The organism is Streptomyces sp. NPDC058697 (assembly GCF_042715345.1).
Classification (GTDB): domain Bacteria; phylum Actinomycetota; class Actinomycetes; order Streptomycetales; family Streptomycetaceae; genus Streptomyces; species Streptomyces liliifuscus.
Genome location: NZ_JBHXSU010000038.1, coordinates 54,044 through 75,094, shown reverse-complemented (window position 1 = coordinate 75,094; position 21,051 = coordinate 54,044). Strand labels below are relative to the sequence as shown.

Sequence of the window (21,051 nt, the reverse complement as noted above, 5' to 3'; positions counted from 1 at the left end):
GCGGGATATGCAGCGCTGGCGCGCTGCATAGGGCGACGCTCCGCTGACGCTCCGCCAAATTCCCGCGCAAGCGCGGGAATTGAATTCCGTAAACGGAATTCAGAACGGAATGCAATTCCCGCAAGCGGGAATTGAGGGCACCCGCGCAAGCGCGGTCGCCTTTCGCTGGCTATAAGGGTGGATGCATCACGTGCGGCACTGTGTAGCTGCTGGGATTCCAGGCCACTACCCCCAGGAAGTTGACGGACCGTCCGGCCCGAGCGGGGTCCGCCCCGATGCAGTGACGGACTCCGCTACGCTCCATCCAAACCCCCTCCCCAACTCCCCTACCCTGTACGCTCACGCTCGATGACATGCCGTCAGCGTGCACTCAAACCGGCTGCAACGGAGCGACAAGTGTCGGTGCATCAGATCAAAGAGCGAGCATGACCCACGTGGGATGCATCACAGGTTGCGCTGTGTAGTGATTGGGAGAAGCATGTACTACCTGTTAGCCCGAATGGAAAACCACCCGTAGAATTATGAATTACAGGGGTGGATTCCTCGGCCGAAGAACAGAACTCGCGAATAGAGAATGTCGAATTTCGAGTTATGGAGCACCGGAGCAAAGCGACGGAACCCGGCCACCGAGCCCTGCCCTGCCCTGCCCTGCCCTGCCCGACTTAGTTTGTCTGTCGCTCCCGATCGCTGGAAGTGCACACCTCCGCACAGGAATTGAGCATCTATCAGTTAGCCGTCTGATTCTTGCCTGTCGTTTCAATGGCGACTCGTCCGCACCCGGCACACCTCACCGGCCCCAGCGCGGCGGCGGAGCCGACGCGCAGCAGGACACCAGCCGCGCCCGATCCCCGATGCCGCCGCGCCGACCACGCCCGCCCCCGCCCCCTTCTCTTCTTCACACGGGCAGGGAGTAGCGGCAGCAGAGGGGATGTCAGCGGCCGACCACGGGCAGGCGTACAGGCTGAACAGGGGTAATCGTCGAGATGTGGGATGCGTTTGGCATCAGTTGGCGCAGGAGGGGGTGCAGTAGTAAGCGCGCTGTTTGATGCATGAGTTGTCGCAGGATGACGCTCGGTCAGGTCGCGTTTTCCCTGTTCAGGGGGGTTGTGATCATGGGCAAGACTATCTAGTATCGAACTTGCAAGCCGTTCCGGGTGACGTCGGAGCGGCCACGCCGAACACGAAGGGAAGCCCCGTAATGGAGGCAGCGTCAGCAGTGCAGCTGATCAAACAGCTGATCTACAAGCCGGGTTGGACGATCGATGCCGACGACCACACCCACCGGTTTGAGGGCACGGTGAAAGTCAGATTCACATTCCCCGCGCACAGGTCGGAGCGGAACTTGGCTCCGGAAGGCTACCCGGAAAAAATCACCACGTACGCCGAATTTCCCATCGTTGTCGCGGACTGTGACGATGTGGAACTGTACCGCCGGATTCTCGGAAAGATCATGGGAATTGAGCTGCACGAGGCTCGCGAATTCCTCCGAGTTCCGCCGACGTATTGGGCCCCTTTCCACCCGCACCGCGTAGACGGCATGAAGCGATGGGGTGACTCCCCCGGAGATCTGCTTTACGGGATTTCCTGACAGACGCTCCCGGACGGGGGCCGCATCTCATCTGCGCCCCCGTTCGGGAGACCAGGCCCCAAACCCCAATCCCGCACCCAGTCAGCGAGGAAGTCATGAGCCTGAACGTCATCATCCTGCTTGTCGTCGTAGTGGCTTGCTACGCATACAGCAAGGGCCGCGCCCGAGGCCAGCGGGAGAACATCGCCCGAGTCGTAGCGCAGCTCTTGAAGGGGAAGTGATGAACGCCTACGCCGCCGTTGTACCCGTCGTCCACAACAACAGCGACAGCAGCAGCGTGCCCGGAGAGTTCGTGTTCGCCTACATCGGCGTAGCGCTGCTGGTCTGGGTGGCCGTTGCTCTCACTTTCGCCCGGAGAGAGGCCGCCCACACCGCCGCGCCACAGCTTGACTCCAACACGCTCATTGACGCCGTTCTGTTGGGGGCCGCTGCGGCAACCATGTGGCCGATCAGTCTCGCAGGCGGCGGAGTGTGGCTCTTGGTACGCCGCCTCACGCGCCCGAAGCGGCCCCGGTATCCGCAATGCGAGAGCATAGACGACGATCACACCTTCTAGAACGGGTGGAGGGTGGTCATCGGCCACCCTCCATCGCAAGCCGCGTGACCGCTCGGTTTCAGGCCACATCGGGGCCGGCGAGGGCGCCGGTCGCCTGGCCGGCCCCGCCGGATCAGGGCCGGGGCCCCGGGGGGCATGAGCCGCCCCTCCCCCGAGGGCATGCCATGCCTCACCGTTCGCTAGTTAACCAGCGCAGGCACCACGCCAACCGCCCCCACCGCCCACCGCCCCCAGCTGCGAGCGACTCGTAAGGCTTGCTTTTCCGAGTCTTATTATCTAGTATCGAAGTAAGCCGGGTGACGCCGGTGGACCGCCGAACCACACGAAGGGAGCCCTTGTGGCTCACGAGACCAACCAGATCACCGAGCACGCCGCGGTGACGGACACCCGCAACGCATCCTTTAAGGACCTGAAACAGATCCTGGAGCGGGACCAGGAGGCCAAGGTCGACATGGTGGCTCCCGCCTCTGCCATCACCTCAGTTGGCGGCAACCTCGCCGTGACCGGCGTGGATCCGGTACTGACGCCCAGCGGCGTGACAAGCGCCGATGGCGCCTACCGTCCCACTGCCGTAGCCGACGAGGGGATTGCCGACAAGCTGAAGATCCCTACCGCCTACCTGCGCCGTATGCGCGCCGAGGCGGTCGACCTGTACGACCTCAACGTCAACGGCTGGCTGCAGAAGGACCCCACCCGCCGTTTCCTGCTCCGCGCCTTCAAGGGCGAGCCGGGCGTACTGCGTGCGTTTCTCTCCGACGGCTACAAGATCATTGACCATCTCGACATGCTCACCGCCGTACTGGCGGGCATCCGGGAGGCGGGGCACCCCGTGAAGATCACGGGCGCCGACCTCACGGAACGGCGCATGATCGTTCGGGTGGAGTCCGAGCACGTCGAGGCACTTGCTCCCGAGCTGCTGCGCGGGTACCGGTCGCCGTTCACCGGGCAGACGGGCGATCAGTTGCCCGTTGTGTCGGCCGGGTTCGTTCTCACCAACAGCGAGGTAGGCAGCGGAAAGTACGCGATCACGCCCCGCATCGTCGCGCAGGTGTGCGGCAACGGTCTGACGATCACGAAGGACGCGTTCGGCAAGGTGCACCTCGGTGCGCGGATGAGCGAGGGGATCGTCGAGTTCTCGAAGGACACCCAGGAGAAGAATCTCGCGCTGATCACGGCTCAGACCCGTGACGCCGTCGCAACGTTCATGAACCGCGACTACGTCGAGCGGAAGCTGGCCGACATGCAGCGGGAGGCAGGCCGCGAGATCACCAGCCCGGCCGAGACCGTGGAACTGGTGGCAAAGCAGCTGCGGTTCTCCGACAGTGTGCGCGACTCCGTGTTCAGCCACTTCATCAAGGGTGGCCAGACCACCGCAGGCGGGATCATGCAGGCCGTGACCGCTACTGCGCAGACCCTCGATGACGGGGATGCGGCCTACGAGCTGGAGACGCAGGCCCTTTCCGCCATGTCCATCGCCGCAGCGGCGTAGCCGTCAGCAAAGCCCCGGCGGGAGCGCAGCAGCCTCCCGCTCCCGCCGGAACGGCAGTCTGTGAGCGGCACTCAGGTGCCGCTCACAGGCGCCCGAGCCGGAACCGGCAGGGTTTGACATCGCAGTATTTATTATCTAGTATCGAATTAACAGATGAGGGGTGACGCCCTCGACTGTCGCCGAAACAGCACGAGGGGAAGCGCCCGATGGGCCCCAATAGCCTTTCATCCAGCCAGGCCCGGGAACGCCTGGCACCGGTCACCGCGCGCGCCGTGGACACCGTCACCGATCTCATGAAGACGGCAGGACCCGGAAGGCACCTGATCACCACCGCCGTCCATCCGAGGAACTCTGAGCCCGTCGTCGCCTACGCCTGGTTCGACGTCGTCGGCGAAGGCACTGACGCTCTCTGGAGCGGCGTCTATGCCGATGCGGCCGCAGTCACAGAAGTCGTGGCCCTTGCCTTCATCATCGCCAAGGGCAGCGTCGTGCTCGGCACGACGTCGCCGACGGGCGAGGAGACCGTACGCGGCTGGGTGGTCGACGGCCACGCGCTCAGGCCGCTCACCGCCGACCAGGTCCGCCACGCCTTCCAGGAATCGCCTGGTCCGGCGTCGGACGCCGTCACTTACCGAACGGCATTCCCGGTTCCGGCATCCGCCCCGGCGTAGCCCTGCTGCGCGCCCCAGTCCGGCGGCCGGTCTTCTCCCCCACGCCTGGCCGCCGCCCGGCCGCCGCCCCTCTGCCCGTCTGGAGGGCGGCGGCCGCCCGAGGCCCACGTCAAGGACTCAGAGGAAAGTGACCATGGCTGACACTGACCCGGTACCGATCACCGACGAGAACGCCGTTGCGCACGCCATCGCTGCCGCCATCCACGACATCACCAAGCAGGGCTTGCCGGGCCACGGCCACGAGATCGTCAACCTGCGGCTGATCCGGCCCGCCTCGGTCGTCCGCGCCTCGGTCGCGTACGCCAAGGCCCGCGACACCGGCAAGACCGAACGCGGAGCCGTCCGCGACGCCGCAATCGAACTCGTCAGGAACTACCGCTTCCAGCACAACCTCTGACCGCCCGCGCGGTGACTGGCCAACCTTGCCCAGCGTCACGCCGGGACTGACCAGACCAGCGGCCAAGCGACTCCCCCGCGCATGGCCGCTCCCAGGGCCGCCGCCCCGGAATCTCCCGGCACCGGGGCGGCGGCCCACCTCAAGGGCCCGTAGCTCAGTGGCAGAGCCAGCGCCTTAAAAGCGCACAGCGCCGCCGGTTCAAATCCGGTCGGGTCCACCCACGCACCCTGCACCAACCGCCTCGTGACGGAGGAGACATGACCGCCGACGACCGCCCGAACACCGCATCCCCGCCCACCGCCCCCAGCGTCGCCCCGAAGAGCCGTGAACGTGCCAGCGCGCAGGAAGTGATCGAGTTCGTCATCGCAGAGAAGCAGCTCGCGGACCTGGACGTCGAGATCGATTTCGAGGCGCTCGCCAGGCTCGACGACATGCCCGACGACGAGGCGGTAGCGCTGATCGACGAGACGATGCGACGAATCCTCTTCAGCTGACCAGCGGCCGGGGCTTCCTCCCCGCGCGCCCCGGCCGCTTCCAGGGCCGCGCCCCGCCCCACCGGGGCGCGGCCCCCACACCTCACCGCCAAGGTGCTGTAGCTCAGTTGGTAGAGCGCCGGTCTTATAAGCCGTCGAGGTCGTGGGTTCGAGTCCCACCAGCACCACGAACCACCCGGTTAAGGGCGTACGCCTCACGGCGGCCACCGCCCGCGACCTGCACCCTTCACACACGTTCCCGAGAGCCGGAGTTGACCATGCCGGAGACCGCCTATCCCAGTACCCCCGCCGAGGTGGCTTCCGCCGTCCTCGACGCCATCGAAACCCATCCCGAGGCATTCGACATGACCTCCTGGCTGTCCACGCCGGACGGAAGGTGGCTCGCCCCCGAGACCGAGCCCTCGTGCGGCACAACGATGTGCGGCGGCGGCTGGGTTGCACACCTCACCGGCTGGGCGCTCGGGCCCAGGCGCTACGCCTCCAAGGACGGCGTGGACCGCCTGACCGAGGAGGTTGCAGCGGAGGCGCTCGACCTCCCCGACACCGCTGTGTTCCACGGAACCGCCGAAGCGCTCCTCACCCGCCTCCGCGAGATCGCCGGACGCTGACTTCTCCAAGCCCCGGCGGCCCGCGCCACAGCGCACGGACTCGCTTCCGGCTGTCGGGCGGGCCCCATCGGTCACCGCAGCCTGCGGCGACCGACACCGCCGGCCTCCCCGACGCCGTTCCCGCCCCGGCGAGCGGCGCGGCCAACCGGCCACCTCGTCACTGGCCGACGATCCGCTGCCCTGACACCCGCGCCCTCGCTTCGGCGGGTGCAGGGCGGCGGCCTCCCCAGCGCGGACCCCAGGCCGTCTGGCGCCCACGGCACAGCGTCCACGCGCCGCTCCCCCGCCTCACACCATCAGCCACTGCGAGGGCGTCATGGATCCAGACCTGTACGACCGGTTCTTCACCCGCCGCTTGTCCCCGCGCCGGTACGAGGCGACCGCGGCCGCCGACGAGAGTGTCGTCCTGGCCACCGCCCAGTTCTACACCGCCTCCCCGGACGGCACCGGCTTCACCGGTTGGGTGGTCTCTCAGGCAGAGGGCGGCCTTCGCGTCCGCGCGGCACGCGAACTGCGCCTCTACCAGCGTTACCCCCACAGCTACCCGGACATCCCAGACGAGGCCCAGCCGGATGTCACCCCCCAAGTTCCCTCCGAGCGACGGGAGTTCTGATCGTGACTGCCGACACTCTCACCATCGACACGCCGTCCGGCGCGGTGCGCGCCGCCGGCTGTTGCCCGGCGTTAAAAATTCCGACGAGTTCGGCGTTCACCGTGCCGACGAGCGGTGACAGCGACGCCCTGCCGGTGGGTGTTCCGGCAGGGCGGTCGTCGGCAAGGTGTCGTTTTCGTCGGCAAGGTGCCGGTGGTTCAGTCGCCGACCACCTCGCTCACGGACGCGCGGGCGGCGGCCTCGTCGACGAGGTTCTTGCCGGTGGCGAAAGCGGCGACCAGGGCCTGCAAGGACAGGTTGTTGACCGCCCTCGGAAAGCCGCGCGAGGTCGTGTGGATCAAGGTCAGGGCGTCCTCGGTGAACAGCTGGTCCGGGCGGCCCGCGATCTTCAGATGGTGGGCGACGTAGCTGGTCGTCTCCTTCGAGGTCATGCCCGGCATCGTGTAACGCAGAGCTGTCCGCTGTTCGAGAGCGGCCAGGACGGCCAGCTTCATGGTGCGTCGGAGGGTGGGCTGGCCGACCAGCAGGCAGGACAGCGGCGAGTCCTGGTCCATGCCCTGATTCGTCAGCATCCGGATGGATTCCAGCTGTTCGTAGGACATCAGGTGGGCCTCGTCGACGACCAGGACCGGAGTGCGTCCGCGCTCCTCGCGTTCGGACAGCAGGGCTCTGCTGGTCTGGACGGTCAGGCGGGATCCCAGGTGGGAGGGGGTCTGTCCGAAGGCGTGCACGATCTGTTCGTGGATGCCGCGGACCCCGATCATCGGGTTCGGGATGTAGATGACGCTGTATTTCGACGGGTCGAGGGCGTCCAGGCAGGTGCGGACGGAGACGGTCTTGCCGGCGCCGACCTCGCCGGTGACCACGCCGATGGAGCGTTCCGCGATGCACCAGGTGATGCGGGCGACGGCCTGGTTGTGGGACTCGTGCCGGTGCAGCATGCCGGGCGCGAGGTTGCGGCCGAAGGGCATGCGCTCGAAACCGTAGTGGGCCTGCAGCTTCTCAATCACGGTGATCCTTTCGGAAGTTCGCAGGTCAGAGCAAGTTCAGTCCTGGTCGGTCAGGTCGATGGCCTTGATGGGCGGATCGGTCAGCGCCGCGTAGTTGATCTTCTGTCCGAGGTGGTTGGAGTGCGCGGTGTCGACCAGGTGGAGGTAGTCGATGCCGGTGGTCACCCGCTCTGGTTCTTCCTCCGCGGGCACTTCGGGCCTGGCTTTGGGGTGGGAATGCCGTTCGATCTGGAAGGGCTGGGCGGTGCCGGCGTCCTTGCCGTCGAGGCAGACCCGCAGGAAGGTCAGATCGAAGGGGTCGAAGACCAGCTCGACCTTGTGGCCGACCAGCCGCGGGTCGACCTGGTAGCGGTTGCCGTGCAGCGAGACGGTCGCGGTCTTGGCGACCCGGCGGTGCTCGGACCAGCGGAAAGCCTCCGCCAGATCGGCGGGCTGCGGGACCGGGAACGGGGCCCCGGCCATCCACCGCTGAAGCGGTTCCTGCTTCGTCTCGGAGTGGACGCGGCGGTGGTAGATGTTCTCCACCCAGGCTGTGAACAGGCGGTTCATCTCCGCGAGGTCCTTGATCTCGCGGCCGACCTCGCCCTTGTCGGAGGCGATCTCGACGGTGAACTCCCCGTTCACCGTGCGGAAGAACCGCTCGATCTTGCCCCTGCCCTCGGGGCGTCCGGGGGCGGAGTGCACCAGTTTGATCCCGAGTTTCGCGCAGGCCCGCAGCAGCCACGAGTCCACGAACGCGGAGCCGTTGTCGACGTAGATGTACTGCGGGACGCCGCGGGCGGCGAGCGCGGGCCGCAGGGCCGCCGCCAGGCGGACCGTGTCCTCCATGAAACCCCAGCGGTGGCCGACCACCGCCCGCGAATGGTCGTCCAGGAAGGCGAACAAGTACGTCTTGCGGCCCTCGATCCGCGGCCCGTGCAGAGCATCACCGACCCAGAGCTCGTTGGGCCGGTCCGCCTCGAACCTGCCGAAGGTGTCGTTCTGCTTCGCGGACCTGAGCGCGACCAGGCCGGTCTTGTGGAACATCCGCTGCAGCGTGCGCTCGTCGGGTGCCCAGCCGAGCTGGGCCCGCAGGATCCGTCTGACCTGCGCGGCCGTGCGGTCGGGGTTCTCCTTCTTCAGCGCCATGGCCAGCTCCACCACCTCCGGCGGGGTGCGGGGCTGGGACTGGCGCGGGCTGGGAACGAGTGCGTCGAAGCCGCCCTGGCGCCACTCCAGGATCCAGCGGTCCAGCGTCCACCGGCTGATCCGGATCGCCCGGCCGTCGGCGTCGATGTGCTCCTGCTGGGCCAGCTTGCGCACCAGCGCGCCGCGCTGGCGCCCGGTCAGGCCGGGGTCGGCGGCCTCGCGGATGAGCATGTAGCGGAACAGGCCGATGCGTCTGGCCCGCTCGGTGCGGGCCTCCTCGTCGTTGGGCTGTGCCATCTCCACCTTCCTGACAACTCGTCACGGACATGAGCCCGCCGAGGCTGTCAGGAACAACCCGGTCAAGATCAGAGGCAGTTGGTGTTGATCGAGGATCAAGGCCAGCTCGGCGACAGCAACCGCCCACCACTGACCGCCGCAGCCGTCTGCCAGGGCGACACCTTGCCGACGTCCTGCCAGCGCGAAACGGCCGACCGCCAGGCCCCGACCACCGCCGAGACCGCAGCCGCGAACAGCGTCACCGCCGGCGCGGGCGGGACCGGATCGATGCCGGTCTCCACGAGCAGCACCGTGAAGTACACGCGGACGTGCTCAGCACGGTGCTCGAACCGCCGCAGCCAGCCCCGCACCGTGTCCACCGGCCGCCCCAGCCCGGCCGCGATCGACCTCGCCCCCGCCCCGGACGCCTTGGCGACCAGCGCAGCCCCGATCACGTCCGCCAGATCCACCCGCCTGACCAGCATGAACACCGGAAGGAGCACATGCGAACCCCCACAGCCCTCACAGCGGGCCCGCCGCGGCCGCACCCGCACCAGCCCGTCCGCGTCTCGCAGGACGCGATGCCTCGCCCAGCCCCATGGGGCCAGCACACCCCCGCAATCCGGACACTCGATCTCACCCGCCAGCAACCTGGTCTCGACCCTGGCCACGTCCGCCTCTACCGTGAGCACCGGCGCCTCCACGCGCGTCACGGCCCTCCCGGACTCGGCCAAGAGATCTTCGGGAGGGCCTTCGCATGCCCTCCTCATCGGCAAGGTGTCGCCGCCGACGAACACCCACACCTCACGGGCACGCACCCGAATCCATCGGCGCACAGAATGCCCTCAACCCACCGCCCACGTAGGCATCTTGAGTGTCGTTGAACAGCCGGCCAGCCACGGGGCACCGACGCCGTCGTGTACGCCCTGTCGGGCGCGTTGCGCGGCTTCGTGCACGTGACTGGCACTCATCATCCGCGCGACTGGGACCGGGTCACCGCGCTGCGCGTGAGTCTCGGCTCCGTCAACGCCATGGAAGCAACCGCGCCGACCGAGTCCCTGCCGCGCAGGCGCGGCAGCGCGACCGGCTACACCGGTGGCCTGCTGCTCTGGACAGACGCCGATTGCCCGTACCAGCACGCCGCGATGACCACCGTGGAGTCAACAGCCGGGAACGCCCCTCCTCCCACAACGCGCGAGACCCTCGCGGTGGTCATGCGTGCCTGCGCCGAGGACGTCGCTCAACGGCCCGACCTTCACCACCTGCTCGACGCATCCCGCGAGCGTGAGACCCCCGGCCTGCTGCGCTTCCTCAACTGGTCGATGCGGAAGGGCGAGGCCGAGGCGGCATGCTTCGAGTCCAAGGCCCAGGCCCACCGCCGCGACGCCCGCACCGCCGTCTCCAGCTGGTGGACGGCCGCCCGGTGGCTCTCCGCCCGGCCTCACCCGGTCCTGACCTTGGTGCTGATGAACTACCGAGGGTCGCTCGCGCACCGCGCCGACTACCTGTCCGCATACGCCGAGTACGCCGAGCGGGCGGCCCGTGAGGAGCGCGATCGCGCCGGTCGCATCCGCACAGAAGTCTTGTCCCTGCGCGCCCAACAGCGCCCGCGCAGGCGATCCTCCGCCCCGCCGCCCAACCAGACCGTGGAGCAGCGATCATGACCGGCTCCATCGCGTCGTTCGACGTGTCCCAATGCCTCACGGCCGCCGGCCACACCGACGCCGTGTACCGATCCAGCTGGACCCCCGGCTACCGCGCCCAGCAGGACAGTCAACGCACCGTCTATGTCTGGCACGACGGGCCCGACGAACAACAGCACCTCGACCAGTACGCACAGACGCTCCGTGACGCCGGATACGCCGTCACCCTCGTGCGGCCCGTCGACGAGCGGCTCTGTCTGTGCATCAGGCGCCTCTGATCCGCACCCCGGTACAACTCGCCGCCGTCATGCAGGGAATACCTGACCCACAGCCTTGTTAATCTAGTATCGAATTCACCGGGAGTGACGTCCTGGCGGGCGCCGAATCCACACGAAGGGAAGTCCCAGGCATGGGCTACGACATGTACCTCGTACGCTCCCCGGAGGGCGAGGACGCAGCGTACGAGGCGGCCAGCAGGTCGTTCGACGCAGCTGTGGAGCACCGCGACGGTCTCGACCTCCCGTCGTGCCACCCGGAATACCAGGCTGCCCAGGCAGGGGTTACCAGGGCCTACGACGCAATGGAGGCGGTCCGCACCACGCACTTCTACCTGACGACCTGGGCGATGAGCGAGTGCCGGGCACTCATGGACCACTTCGGCATGCTGGTTGCCACGCAGCCACCGGACCGCCCCGCGCCCGAGGAGTACGGAGCCACCCCCGGGGAAGCCGTTCTCGCCCCGGCAGGGGACGCAGCTCCGGTGCAGGTCCAGCGGTACCGCAGGGCTCTTGAGGAGCGGCTGTCGTGGGCACCGCCGCAGCCCGAGGGCATCGCGGCTCACAAGCTCGGCGGCGACGTCGGCTGGACCGTCACCCCCGGTGAAATCCATGCAGCCCTCGCGGCGTACGAGACCAGCAGGGCCACGAACCCCGCGCTCCTTTCGGAGGTCATCGAAGACGCCGACTGGTGGCCCGAGTGGATCGACTACCTCAAGCACGCCGCCGCGCACGGCGGGTTCCGCACCTACGGGCCCCCCGTGACCTGACGCACGCCTCGCCAGTCACCGCGACGGGCGCGGGCCACAGACCGGCCAGGTTCGTTCCCTTCGTCTGGGGCCCGGCCGCCCACGGCCCGGCCCGCGGTCGAGACTCGCGCGGTCACCCCTCGCACCGCACCCGCGCTCCCGCGCGCCGGGCCGCCCACCTCCCACGCAGCCAGCACGAGAAGCACCCATGACCAGAACCCCCTCCGCCCTGCTCCTGACCTGCGACGCACAACTCGTCGACATCGACCTGCCGTTCGGCCATGACGACGAATCCAGCGCCGAGCGCCGTGCAGTGATACGCGCGCGGCCCTGCGATGCGCCCGATTCGACGTCGTCTCCCTGACCCGCCAGTGGGACATGTGGATCGACGACGAAGGTCTGTACAACCACCCGGTGAATCCCGCCGCAACGGCTCTCGCCCGGCGGTTCGGCTTCACACACCAGCCCTACCACGGCCCCGTCCTGCTCACCGGAGGGCCCGACACGGAAGGCAACACCCTCCCGCTGCTGAGGCAGCAACTCATCGGCCTGCTGCTCACCCTGGAAGACCTGTGACAGCACCGGGCCCACCGCCGGACACTCCCACCGGACCTTGCAGAAGTCCGGCACCCGCACAGCTCCCTCCCGTTCGCACGCAGATTCTGCGAGCAGGGCCTTCCACCCGACGACTCACCAAAGGGTCCGGCTCGACGCCGCGCCCTACCGCCGGCGCACTGCGAGCAGTCCCAGCCCTCACCCCGGCCACTCACCCTCCGGAGTACCTGCCATGCCCGACCCCACCACCCTGCCCGACCCGTTCGACACCGCAGCCCGGGCCTTCGAGGCGCTGCTGGATGCCCTCGGACCGGGACGCCACCACCTGGTGTGCAGCGCCCATACCGCCCTCGGGAGCTTCGCCTCCGCCTCGGCGACCGTCGAATGCCCTCCCGACGACCAGGACCAGGCGAACGCCGACTACGAAGGCTGGCTGATGTTCTGCCACCTGCTGGCCCAGACCTCCATCGCCTTCCGGGACGCGACGATCTTCACGCGCACGCACACCACCGACACCACCTCCGTACTGCGGGGCTGGAAAGTCACCAACGGGTGGCCCCAACCCATGGCAGCGGCCGATGTGTTCGCGGCGTACTGCACCGACCTCGCCACAGGCGACCCGATCCCACCCGAGCCGGGCACGGACTACCAGGCGGGCACCCCACTGCCGACCGCTTCAGGCGACAGCGGCCACTGAGTGCCACGAGCGCACCGCTCCGCCGGTCCTGATGGGTCGCGGTGCGCCACCGCGCCCCGCCCCTCCAGCACCACCACGAGAAGGAGGCGGCCACTTGCATTCCGAGCCTTTATTATCTAGTATCGAATATGACGATGCTGGCATCACCGGCCGTCGCACCGGCGGCCCAAGCCTGCGTAGTTCAGCGGTAGAGCGGCCCCACTTGCAGGTGGACAGGGGTTCAAAACCCCTCGCAGGCACCAGCTCCACACGCGCTGACCAACATCCCTGTCCGAGAGGAACGCACCGCCATGTCGCGTGCCGAAGACCCCACTCCCTTCCCCACCGGTTGGCCCCAGGCCCGCTATCGCGCCACCCGCCGCGCGATGAAGGCGCTCCGGCTCGCCGATCACCTGCTGCGCCATGGGCTTGCCTACACGCCCGAGGACGCCACCGACGACCTGATCCGCACCGCTGCCGCGCAGACCGGTCACCACCAGCCGTCCCAGACCACCTGCTCGCTCGTGCGCGCAGTCCTCGGACTGCTGCTTTCCCAGTCCGCCGCCAGCGAACGCGTCATCCGCATGGTCGTCACCGTCGACGACCGCCCCACGGCCTGACCGGCCGACCGGACGGGCCGGGACATACCCGGCCCGCCAAGCACCACCAGCACAGGAGTACCGCCATGTCCAGCGCCTCCCAGGCGAAGAAGACCACGACGACACCCGCCAAGGCCGCCGCCGCGACCCCGAAGGCCGCGCAGCCGGAGCCGTCGGCCGTCGAAGAAGCCCATGACCAGATCGTCCGCCTCGACCCAGCCCTCATCGTGCGCGACGACTACAACGCCCGGACCACCGACACCGAACCGGACGACGACCTCAAGGCATCGGTGGGCGAACTCGGCGTCCAGGACCCCATCCACGTCCGGCCGCTGGAGAACGGAACATACGGCGCGTTCAAGGGATGGCGGCGCGCACAGGCCCAGCAGGCCGCCAATGCGACGGCCGAGGCCGAGGGCAGGCCCGCACGCAAGATCCCCACGATCGTCCGGGCCGACCTGATGGGCAACGACGCGATGACGCACCTGCTGTCGCTGATCGAGAACGATCACCGCGAGCAGATGAACGACCGCGACCGGGTCAAGGCCATCGAGACGCTGGCGCTCATCGATGTGAGCGAGGAGCAGCGCGAGATGATGGCCCGCGCCCTGAAGATCAAGCGGGCCGAGCTGCGCGCGGCGCGCGAGGCCGCCCGCCTGGACGACACCCAGCTCCACCGGGCAAGAGTCCAGGGCTTCGACCTGATGCAGATGGCCGAAATGGCCGAAGTCAGCGACGTCTCCCGGGCCGTTCAGGTGCTGGAGGACGCTCATGCCAAGGACGCTGCCGAGGAAGGCGGCGGGCGCGGTCACTGGGACCAGGCACTGGCCCAACTCCGGCAGACCAAGGCCGACGCCGAAGCCCGGCAGACGACACTGGACGCACTGGAAAAGGCCGATGTCCCGCTGCTGCCCGACTACTTCCCTTGGGGAACGAAGGACACCTCCCGGCCGCTGAGCGAGCTGCGCACGCCCCTGGGAGCGCCGCTCACGCCGGACAAGCACGCCTACTGCTCCGGCCATGCCGCCCGCCTGGACGAGGAGTTCCAGCCCGTCTGGTACTGCTCCGACCCTGCCACGTACGGCCACAAGCTGCGCCCCGGAGCCAAGCAGACCAAGCAGTCCATGAGTGAGGAGGAGAAGGAGGCACGGGCGCGGACCATCGCGGGCAACAAGGCGTGGAAGACCGCGCGGACGGTCCGCGAGGACTTCGTGAGGCGGCTGTGCAAGGGAAAGTCCCTGCCCGAGCCCGTGCGGCAGTTCGCCCTGCGCACGGTGATGAGCCCGCCCTACCTGTACGCGAAGTGGTGCGAGAAGGGCGACACCGAGGCCGTCGCCCAGCTCCTCGGGGTCCCGGACCCCAACGCCGACCGATCCCGGTACAGCCGTGAGGGAGATCCGTTCGACGACCTGGTCGCCCGTCAGGGCAAGACCAAGGGATGGCACCAGGTGTTCGCGCAGGTGGCCGCCGCGTTCGAGTACAGCATGCGCGAGCCGAAGGCGTGGCAGGGCCTCCGCCGCCACCAGGCCGCCTACCTGCTGTGTCTGAAGGCGGAGGGCTACCGGCTGTCCGACGTGGAGGAACTCGCCGTCACCAAGTACCTGCCCCAGCCCGACGACGAGGACCAGGTAGCCGACCAGGCCGCCTGAGCCCTGCCAGGCGCAGCACTCCGAGCAGCGGTGCTGCGCCCGGCCCTCTCGCCTCCCCCACAGCCAAGGAGTACGTCGTGTCCGACGACATCTGTCCGTCGGGACGACGGCGCTACCCCGACCGCGCGGCCGCTCGCGCAGCCTTCGGAGCCACCCGTGCCCGCGGCAGTTCGAGTCGTGGCTACCGCAAATGCGGGATCTGCGACGGCTGGCATCTCACGCCAGAGCGCAACCACCGCCCACGCCGACGCAGACGCGCGCGGACCCCAGGACGGCCGCCGCAGCGCGATTCGGGGGACAGTGCCCGTCCCTGAGCGCCGGTCACAGACGCACCCAGCGTCTGACCGGCCCCCAACACCTCATCCTGTGATCCGGCCGGGGCACGCCCCGTGCCCTGGCCGGGTCCGATCAGCCTGTGAAGGATCGACCTCTGCATGAATCCGGCGATACCCCAGCGGTGTGCGCACCGACCGCTGGCCGGCGGGCTCGTAGTGCCCTGGGTCTCCCTGATCCACAACGGACATGCCGCTTTCGGGAGCCTCGATGCCGCGCGCGCGTTCCGTGCCTACCGCGACCGCCTGTGCCAGATCTGCGGCCAGGAGTTGGATGAGCGGTGTTTCCTCATCGCCCGTCCGGCCGACCGGTCCTGCGGCTACTCGCCCGAACCCGCCCTGCACCCGGAGTGCCTGCCCTATGCGGCCGCGCACTGCCCGATGCTCAACGGCACTGCCACGCACTACCGCCGAACTCCGGTGCTGGCCAGCCACCCCGCTGGAAGACCCTGCACCGATCCATCGTGCCCCTGCCCGTCCCGCGACCCTGACCAAGGCCATGCCTCCCGCAGCGGAGGTACCGCCGACCGGTACGAGGCCTGGATGATCTCCACCGCCGACTACTGCCTCGTCGCGCATCCGGACGCGCCTGGTGTGCCAGCGGGCATCAGCCTCGATGTCCCGATCCGGCGCAAGCGCCTGCTGCGCGAGGCCGCCCTGCCCGAGGACGCGGCGCAGTTGCTTGAGCTGCTGCGCAGTGCGCTCGACCTGGAGGGCGACGGATGAGCGGATGAGCACGCACCGCCTCCAGCCGGCACAGGACCGCGTCGCGGCCTCGCTCGACAAGCGGTAGCCCTCCGCCTGTCGCGTGGGGGAACTCACCGTCGCCACGTACCTACCTGCCCCGGACCGCTGACCAGGACCAGCCGTGGGCCGGGCTGTGTGACCCGCCGGTGCACGCATGGCGCCCGGGCGGCCACCGAATCGGGCCGCAGGGCTGCGACGCCCCGGCACCCGCGGCAGCTGACCGGAGGATCACTCCTCCCGAGGGCCGGCCTCTGCCCCCGGCTACCGCCGCCTGGCCCTGCGGCCTGCTGCCGATGCCTCACCCGCGAACCGGCGCTGCTCACGCGTCCCCGCACCGTCCCGACCTCCTGCCTGAGGAGTAACTCATGCAACTCGACCTGTTCGCTCCCGATGATCCGCCCGAGCCCGATCCCGATCAGCCGCGGATCCACCTGACCTCGGCCAGCACCGCTCCCCCGCGCCCAGAACGCGGGGCAGCCGCTCCGGCATTCTCTGCGGCCCGCCGTAAGCGGACCCGGACGCGCGGCTTGTCGCCGACGCATCTCGCCCTGGACGTGGCGGAGAAGGTTGCCCGCACCTGGCACCGCAACCGCATCGACTCCCGCATGGAGATCCCGGTCGGCGTCGTCGCCGTCCTCTCGCTGCTGCGCCAGACGGACGACGGTCCGGATCTCACGGGGCACCTGCTGGCCTTCGGCGCGCAGGAGTTGCTCGACCTCTACCGGCGAGTGTGGGGTCTGTTGTGGATCAGTCGTCCGGAGCTGGTCGAGTGGGCGCATCCGCTGCGAGGGTGGCTCGACGAGGAGGAGCAGAGCACGAATCGGCTCGCTGCCGTCCACGCGGTCACCCGTGCCGCGCTGGAGACCGGATTGCTGGAGCTGACCGCAGATGCGGACCCGTCCTGGCGATCGGAGGCCGACGTGCTCGGCTTCCTCGTCACCGAACTGCGCTCCCGTGGGGCGCGGGAGGCGCTCGGCCAGGTCCATACTCCGCCGGACATGTGTGACCTGATGGTCCGCATGACGTTGTCCGTGGAGGACCTCCCCGAGGGGGCGTGGCTGGGTGAACCGACGGCCGGCACCGGCGGTCTCGTTCGAGCCGCCGCCCAGTACCTGCGTGAGACCGGCCGCGATCCACGCGCCTACGTGTGGGCCATGAACGATCTCGACCCCATCTCCTCGGCCTGCTGCGCCGTCAATGCGGTGGTGTGGGATCTCGGTCGTCGTGTGCTGATCTCCTGTACAGACACCCTGCATGAAGGCGACGGCACCGAACGGGCTCTCGCGGAGCGTACGGCCATCTTCGCCCGCCGCGACGAGCTCATCGGCCGCGCCCAGAAGATCGCCGCCACCTGCGAGGCAATCGCTGAGGTGGAGGATCTGATCTCGCGCGGCCCCGGCCCAGCAAGGGCGTCCTGACCATGCCCTCGCCCTCATTCAATTTCGATCAGGCCACGCGTGAAGGGGCCGCGATCGCCGATCTGTTCAGCCGGATCAAGGACGTCGAGGAGAGCTCCGGTGACTGGAACGGCGGCGAGGTTGTCGCCGTGCTGTCGCAATGGTTTTCCGAACTGCATATCGACGTCGACGGCAGTGCAGATCAGGTGCGGCACTCGCAGCCTGGGATGAGGCTCCGCCCGCCGGCGGGACCGCAAATCCGCTGAGCTGTTGAGCGGTTCACAGGCGTCCCGAGGCTCCTGACGAGCCGACAGGCGCCGTCGCCAATGCCCTGGCCATCCCTGGATCGCCGCCGCGGTAGGGGATGCGGCCTCGGGATCCACTTGCAATTCCGGCCAATATTATCTAGTATCGAACTACACGCTTGGTGAAGTGCCCCCTGCGGGGCAGCGCCGTCGTGCCGAACGACGGCCGCATACCGGCAGCCCACCGCCGAGCCGCTACGCACGCACGCATCCTGTCCGGCAGTGCCCTCACCAGACGCGGCCCTCACTCACATCCCTTCGGGGAGGGCCGCGCCATCGGGCGCACCCCGGGATCACTCGCACAGCAAGAGGAATTCGTCATGCCCACCCCTGCATGCGCGCCCGCCGCCGACCGGCGGCAGACCACTGTTCAACCCCGTCCCGAACAGGTCAGAGAACTGCCCTACCCCATCGCCGAGGACTACGTGAAGGACTGGACGTCCGAGCGGGCCCTGGTGGAGCTGATCGCCAACGCGCTGGACGAGGACCCGCACACCGAAGTGGCCTGGAGCGACGGCGTTCTGACCATCCACGACCAGGGGCCCGGCATCCCCCGCACCGGCCTGCTCCTGGGTGCTTCCCGCAAGACCAGCCAGCAGATCGGCCAGTTCGGGGAAGGCAAGAAGCTCGCAGCGCTCGTTCTCGCCCGCGACCCGCAGATCGGAACGGTCCAGTTCGACACGGTCGGCTACAGCTTCACCCCGGTCCTGAAACCGAGCACGTACCTCACCGACGTTCCCGGCCCGGACGAAAGCCATCAGAGCCTGGTTCTCCACTACCAGTACTGGCCCACCGACCGGCAGCACGGCACGCTCATCAGCATCCCCTGCTCGCGGAAGGTTGCCGAAGAAGCCGTCAGCCGGGTCCGCTACCTCGACCACCCCGCCTACCGCCCCCCGCAGGACCAGGCAGAGATCATTATGGACGGTCCGCCGGGACGCATCTTCGTCGGCGGCATCCTCGTCTCCACCGACAACCGGCTGGCCGCCAGTTACGACCTCCCTCTGGCCACGGCCAAGGGCGAGCAGAACCGTGACCGCACGATCGTCGACGGAGCCGCGCTGGAGACCCACATCCGCAGTGCTCTCGCAGCCAGCACCGACCCCGCCGTCATCGCACGGTTCGTCGACCGCGCGCTGAACGGACCGCGCCTGTCGACCGCCGAGACCTACTTCGGCTCCGTCACCGACTTCGCCGTCCGCCGCGCCTTCCGCGACCACGCCCAGACCCTGTGGAACGACGACGAGGTCTACCACAACGCTGCGGGCACCGTGGTCGAGGACGAACTCCACCTGCAGGGCCGAGGCGTCACGTGCGTCACCAGCAGGCTGACCCGGCCCATGCACGGCGCTCTGATGCGCCTGCTCGGCATCAAGCCCGTACGCGAGGCCGTAGCGCACCACGAGCGCCAGTACCCCAGAACGCAGTGGGTGAAGCACCGCGACGTCTGCGCCGAGAGGCGCCGCACGCTGGACCTGGCCTGTGCGGTCTTCCGCAGCATCTTCGGCCTGGACTCACTCGGGAAGGTCAGGGTCTACCGGGAGGACGAGGCGTCGGCGCGCTACTGCTCAAGCGGCATCTACCAGCCCGCCGCCGACGTTCTGGGCATCAAGGAGAGCACCCTGGATGGCCTGGATACGACGCTGCGCGTGGTGTTCCACGAAGGCGGCCACCGGCGGGCGGCCAGGGAGGGCAACCTCAGTTCATCCGACCGCAGCGAGGGGTTCGAGATGGCCATGGACACCATGGGCGGCAGCCTCCTGCGGCTGCTCATGGCTCCCGAGCCGCGCCGCCTCCCGCTCCTCGACGCCGAGGCGTGGCAGCACATCTCGCTGCCGTCCGGCGCCTACCTGGCCGACGGTTCGGATCTGCACGGTCTTCGCCAGGCCCAGCCGACCATCACGCAGATCCGCAAGGCCAAGCGCCTGGAGGCAGCCCCTGAACCACGCCGCCTGCTGGCCGAACTCTCCGAGCAGCGCATGGCCGCCGTCATGGCGGAGCGCGGCATACGCACGGCCGAGAAGGCCTTGGCCACGGTCGCCTGGACCATGACGCAATGGCGGGTGATCGCGAACCCGCACCCCACCGGCTATCGCCGGTACGGCGGGTTCGCCTGTGTCCCCGACTACCGCAGGGCCTGCGCACTCGCCGAACTCCTCGGCATCCACGCACCCGTGCTCTACCTCGGACACATCGCAGTCGAAGGCCCCCGCTACAACGCCCGGCAGGGCACCGGTCCGGCCAACCGTCCCTGGAGGAAGCCCCTGAGCACCCACATGCCGAAGGTCGTTTCCGATCTGCGGGCCCTCGGCGGACCCTACGCAGCGCAGGCCGACGCCATCGAGGCCATGTCCCAGGGGCGTACGCCCTACGACGCGGAGGGTTCTTGGCTCCGCCCGGTGATCGACCTCCTCAACGCGGAGAAGCAGCGGCTCAACTGCTGAGAGGACAGACCCGTCCGCCGCCGGTCCGGGATGCGCGGTCCTTCCAGGACCGCGCCGGCCGACGGCGCGGGCGGACAGCCAGCGCCGGTGCGCGCCGAGCGGCCTCCGGCCAGCACGACAGGCTTTCCTTACTCTGACCTGCAGAAATCCTCACCTGGGCGGGACACGAGCCGCTTGCATTTCGCCCATTTAATATCTAGTATCGAATCTACAGGGAAATTGACACCCTCCTTGCGCCGAACCACACGAGACAGGAGCGCACCGTGCCCACACCCGGCCCCGTCCCCTCCGCCATCGGGTCCACGCAGGACGGCGCCCGCCGCCGCTCCCGGGGCTGAGGGCCGCCATGACCGGCGAGACCATCGTCACCGTCACCGGAAACCTGGTCGCCGACCCCGAAATCCGGTTCACCGACAAGGGCACGCCCGTCGCCCGCTTCCGGGTCGCATCAACGCCACGGGTCTACGACCGCAGCACCGGCCAGTGGACCGACGGCGAATCACTGTTCATCACCTGCACGGTATGGCGGCACGTGGCCGAGCACGCCTGCGAGTGCCTCCAGCGCGGCATGCACGTCATCGTCCAGGGCCGCCTGCGACAGCGCACCTACACCGACCACGAAGGCATCAAGCGCACCGTGTTCGATCTCGACGCGGATGACGTCGGGCTGAGCCTGCGTCACCGCATCGCCTACACCGACAGCACCCTCCCGCCCGCGCTGGAACGACCTCCCGCCCCCGCACCGCCCCAAGCCTCCCCTGCCGCAGCCCAGGGCGCGCCCGAACACGAGCGGCGGTCCCGCCCCCAGCGACACGGCGGCTGGGCCCGCATCCGCTGACGTCCCTGGAGA

Annotated in this window: 24 protein-coding genes and 3 tRNA genes; 24 read left to right on the top strand and 3 right to left on the bottom strand. The window is 68.7% G+C overall.

The annotated features are described in order from the left end of the window. Nucleotides 1–1,216: 1,216 nt before the first annotated feature. The 10 genes from ACFWXQ_RS44155 to ACFWXQ_RS44110 all read left to right on the top strand — a co-directional run bounded on the left by ACFWXQ_RS44155 (nt 1,217) and on the right by ACFWXQ_RS44110 (nt 6,416). A complete protein-coding gene (locus ACFWXQ_RS44155; protein ID WP_383955956.1) occupies nt 1,217–1,588 on the top strand; it encodes a hypothetical protein in 372 nt (123 codons plus the stop codon). A gap of 220 nt (nt 1,589–1,808) precedes the next feature. Continuing rightward, nucleotides 1,809–2,144 carry a hypothetical protein gene (locus tag ACFWXQ_RS44150; protein ID WP_383955959.1) on the top strand — a complete coding sequence of 112 codons (336 nt, stop codon included), beginning with the start codon at nt 1,809–1,811 and terminating at the stop codon, nt 2,142–2,144. A gap of 337 nt (nt 2,145–2,481) precedes the next feature. Continuing rightward, nucleotides 2,482–3,633: a DUF932 domain-containing protein gene (locus ACFWXQ_RS44145; protein ID WP_383955962.1), complete on the top strand. Its 1,152-nt coding sequence runs from the start codon at nt 2,482–2,484 to the stop codon at nt 3,631–3,633. A gap of 272 nt (nt 3,634–3,905) precedes the next feature. After that, nucleotides 3,906–4,304, top strand: a complete 399-nt coding sequence (locus tag ACFWXQ_RS44140; RefSeq protein ID WP_386270329.1) for a hypothetical protein — start codon at nt 3,906–3,908, stop codon at nt 4,302–4,304. Nucleotides 4,305–4,437: 133 nt separating this feature from the next. Then, nucleotides 4,438–4,701, top strand: a complete 264-nt coding sequence (locus ACFWXQ_RS44135; RefSeq protein ID WP_383955967.1) for a hypothetical protein — start codon at nt 4,438–4,440, stop codon at nt 4,699–4,701. A 143-nt stretch (nt 4,702–4,844) separates the two neighbouring features. After that, nucleotides 4,845–4,918 (top strand) — tRNA-Leu (locus tag ACFWXQ_RS44130). A gap of 40 nt (nt 4,919–4,958) precedes the next feature. Beyond that, nucleotides 4,959–5,195, top strand: coding sequence for a hypothetical protein (locus ACFWXQ_RS44125; RefSeq protein WP_383955970.1), 237 nt, complete (start codon nt 4,959–4,961; stop codon nt 5,193–5,195). Nucleotides 5,196–5,287: 92 nt separating this feature from the next. After that, a tRNA-Ile gene (locus ACFWXQ_RS44120) sits at nt 5,288–5,362 on the top strand. A 90-nt stretch (nt 5,363–5,452) separates the two neighbouring features. Continuing rightward, nucleotides 5,453–5,803: a hypothetical protein gene (locus ACFWXQ_RS44115; RefSeq protein ID WP_383955973.1), complete on the top strand. Its 351-nt coding sequence runs from the start codon at nt 5,453–5,455 to the stop codon at nt 5,801–5,803. 316 nt (nt 5,804–6,119) lie between these two features. Then, on the top strand, nt 6,120–6,416 hold the full coding sequence (locus ACFWXQ_RS44110; protein ID WP_383955975.1) for a hypothetical protein: 297 nt from the start codon (nt 6,120–6,122) through the stop codon (nt 6,414–6,416). A 197-nt stretch (nt 6,417–6,613) separates the two neighbouring features. Here ACFWXQ_RS44110 and ACFWXQ_RS44105 read toward each other — a convergent pair whose 3' ends face one another. The 3 genes from ACFWXQ_RS44105 to ACFWXQ_RS44095 all read right to left on the bottom strand — a co-directional run bounded on the left by ACFWXQ_RS44105 (nt 6,614) and on the right by ACFWXQ_RS44095 (nt 9,522). Then, on the bottom strand, nt 6,614–7,426 hold the full coding sequence (locus tag ACFWXQ_RS44105) for an ExeA family protein (protein WP_383957157.1): 813 nt from the start codon (nt 7,424–7,426) through the stop codon (nt 6,614–6,616). A gap of 36 nt (nt 7,427–7,462) precedes the next feature. Next, nucleotides 7,463–8,851, bottom strand: a complete 1,389-nt coding sequence (locus tag ACFWXQ_RS44100; RefSeq protein WP_383957161.1) for a DDE-type integrase/transposase/recombinase — start codon at nt 8,849–8,851, stop codon at nt 7,463–7,465. A gap of 95 nt (nt 8,852–8,946) precedes the next feature. Continuing rightward, on the bottom strand, nt 8,947–9,522 hold the full coding sequence (locus ACFWXQ_RS44095) for a hypothetical protein (protein ID WP_383957163.1): 576 nt from the start codon (nt 9,520–9,522) through the stop codon (nt 8,947–8,949). A gap of 264 nt (nt 9,523–9,786) precedes the next feature. Between ACFWXQ_RS44095 and ACFWXQ_RS44090 the strand changes: the two genes are divergently transcribed. From ACFWXQ_RS44090 to ssb, 14 genes are all read left to right on the top strand, one after another. Beyond that, entirely contained in the window at nt 9,787–10,494 is a 708-nt protein-coding gene (locus ACFWXQ_RS44090) for a hypothetical protein (protein WP_383940736.1), read from the top strand. Further along, complete coding sequence (locus ACFWXQ_RS44085) at nt 10,491–10,751, top strand: hypothetical protein (RefSeq protein WP_383940739.1); 261 nt, start codon at nt 10,491–10,493, stop codon at nt 10,749–10,751. Before ACFWXQ_RS44090 ends, ACFWXQ_RS44085 begins: the two co-directional genes overlap by 4 nt. Nucleotides 10,752–10,882: 131 nt before the next feature. Then, nucleotides 10,883–11,518, top strand: a complete 636-nt coding sequence (locus tag ACFWXQ_RS44080) for a hypothetical protein (RefSeq protein ID WP_383940742.1) — start codon at nt 10,883–10,885, stop codon at nt 11,516–11,518. Nucleotides 11,519–11,705: 187 nt separating this feature from the next. After that, nucleotides 11,706–11,861, top strand: a complete 156-nt coding sequence (locus ACFWXQ_RS44075) for a hypothetical protein (RefSeq protein WP_383940745.1) — start codon at nt 11,706–11,708, stop codon at nt 11,859–11,861. Beyond that, nucleotides 11,789–12,073, top strand: a complete 285-nt coding sequence (locus ACFWXQ_RS44070) for a DUF3846 domain-containing protein (protein WP_386270330.1) — start codon at nt 11,789–11,791, stop codon at nt 12,071–12,073. The genes ACFWXQ_RS44075 and ACFWXQ_RS44070 overlap by 73 nt, the downstream gene beginning before the upstream one ends. 211 nt (nt 12,074–12,284) lie before the next feature. Next, the gene (locus tag ACFWXQ_RS44065) at nt 12,285–12,749 is read left to right on the top strand and encodes a hypothetical protein (protein WP_383940747.1); all 465 of its coding nucleotides are present in this window, start codon (nt 12,285–12,287) and stop codon (nt 12,747–12,749) included. A gap of 170 nt (nt 12,750–12,919) precedes the next feature. After that, a tRNA-Lys gene (locus ACFWXQ_RS44060) sits at nt 12,920–12,991 on the top strand. 48 nt (nt 12,992–13,039) lie between these two features. Next, nucleotides 13,040–13,348, top strand: a complete 309-nt coding sequence (locus ACFWXQ_RS44055; protein WP_383940750.1) for a hypothetical protein — start codon at nt 13,040–13,042, stop codon at nt 13,346–13,348. A 65-nt stretch (nt 13,349–13,413) separates the two neighbouring features. After that, nucleotides 13,414–14,976 (top strand): ParB/RepB/Spo0J family partition protein, encoded by a 1,563-nt coding sequence (locus ACFWXQ_RS44050; protein ID WP_383940753.1) that lies wholly within the window; start codon nt 13,414–13,416, stop codon nt 14,974–14,976. 434 nt (nt 14,977–15,410) lie between these two features. Next, a complete protein-coding gene (locus ACFWXQ_RS44045) occupies nt 15,411–16,034 on the top strand; it encodes a cell envelope biogenesis protein OmpA (protein WP_383940754.1) in 624 nt (207 codons plus the stop codon). Between the two features lie 386 nt (nt 16,035–16,420). Then, on the top strand, nt 16,421–17,473 hold the full coding sequence (locus ACFWXQ_RS44040; protein ID WP_383940756.1) for a hypothetical protein: 1,053 nt from the start codon (nt 16,421–16,423) through the stop codon (nt 17,471–17,473). 2 nt (nt 17,474–17,475) lie between these two features. Further along, nucleotides 17,476–17,718 (top strand): hypothetical protein, encoded by a 243-nt coding sequence (locus ACFWXQ_RS44035; RefSeq protein WP_383940759.1) that lies wholly within the window; start codon nt 17,476–17,478, stop codon nt 17,716–17,718. A gap of 359 nt (nt 17,719–18,077) precedes the next feature. Next, nucleotides 18,078–20,201: a hypothetical protein gene (locus ACFWXQ_RS44030; protein ID WP_383940762.1), complete on the top strand. Its 2,124-nt coding sequence runs from the start codon at nt 18,078–18,080 to the stop codon at nt 20,199–20,201. 346 nt (nt 20,202–20,547) lie between these two features. Then, nucleotides 20,548–21,039, top strand: coding sequence for a single-stranded DNA-binding protein (ssb, locus tag ACFWXQ_RS44025; protein ID WP_383940765.1), 492 nt, complete (start codon nt 20,548–20,550; stop codon nt 21,037–21,039). The last annotated feature ends 12 nt before the right edge of the window (nt 21,040–21,051 follow it).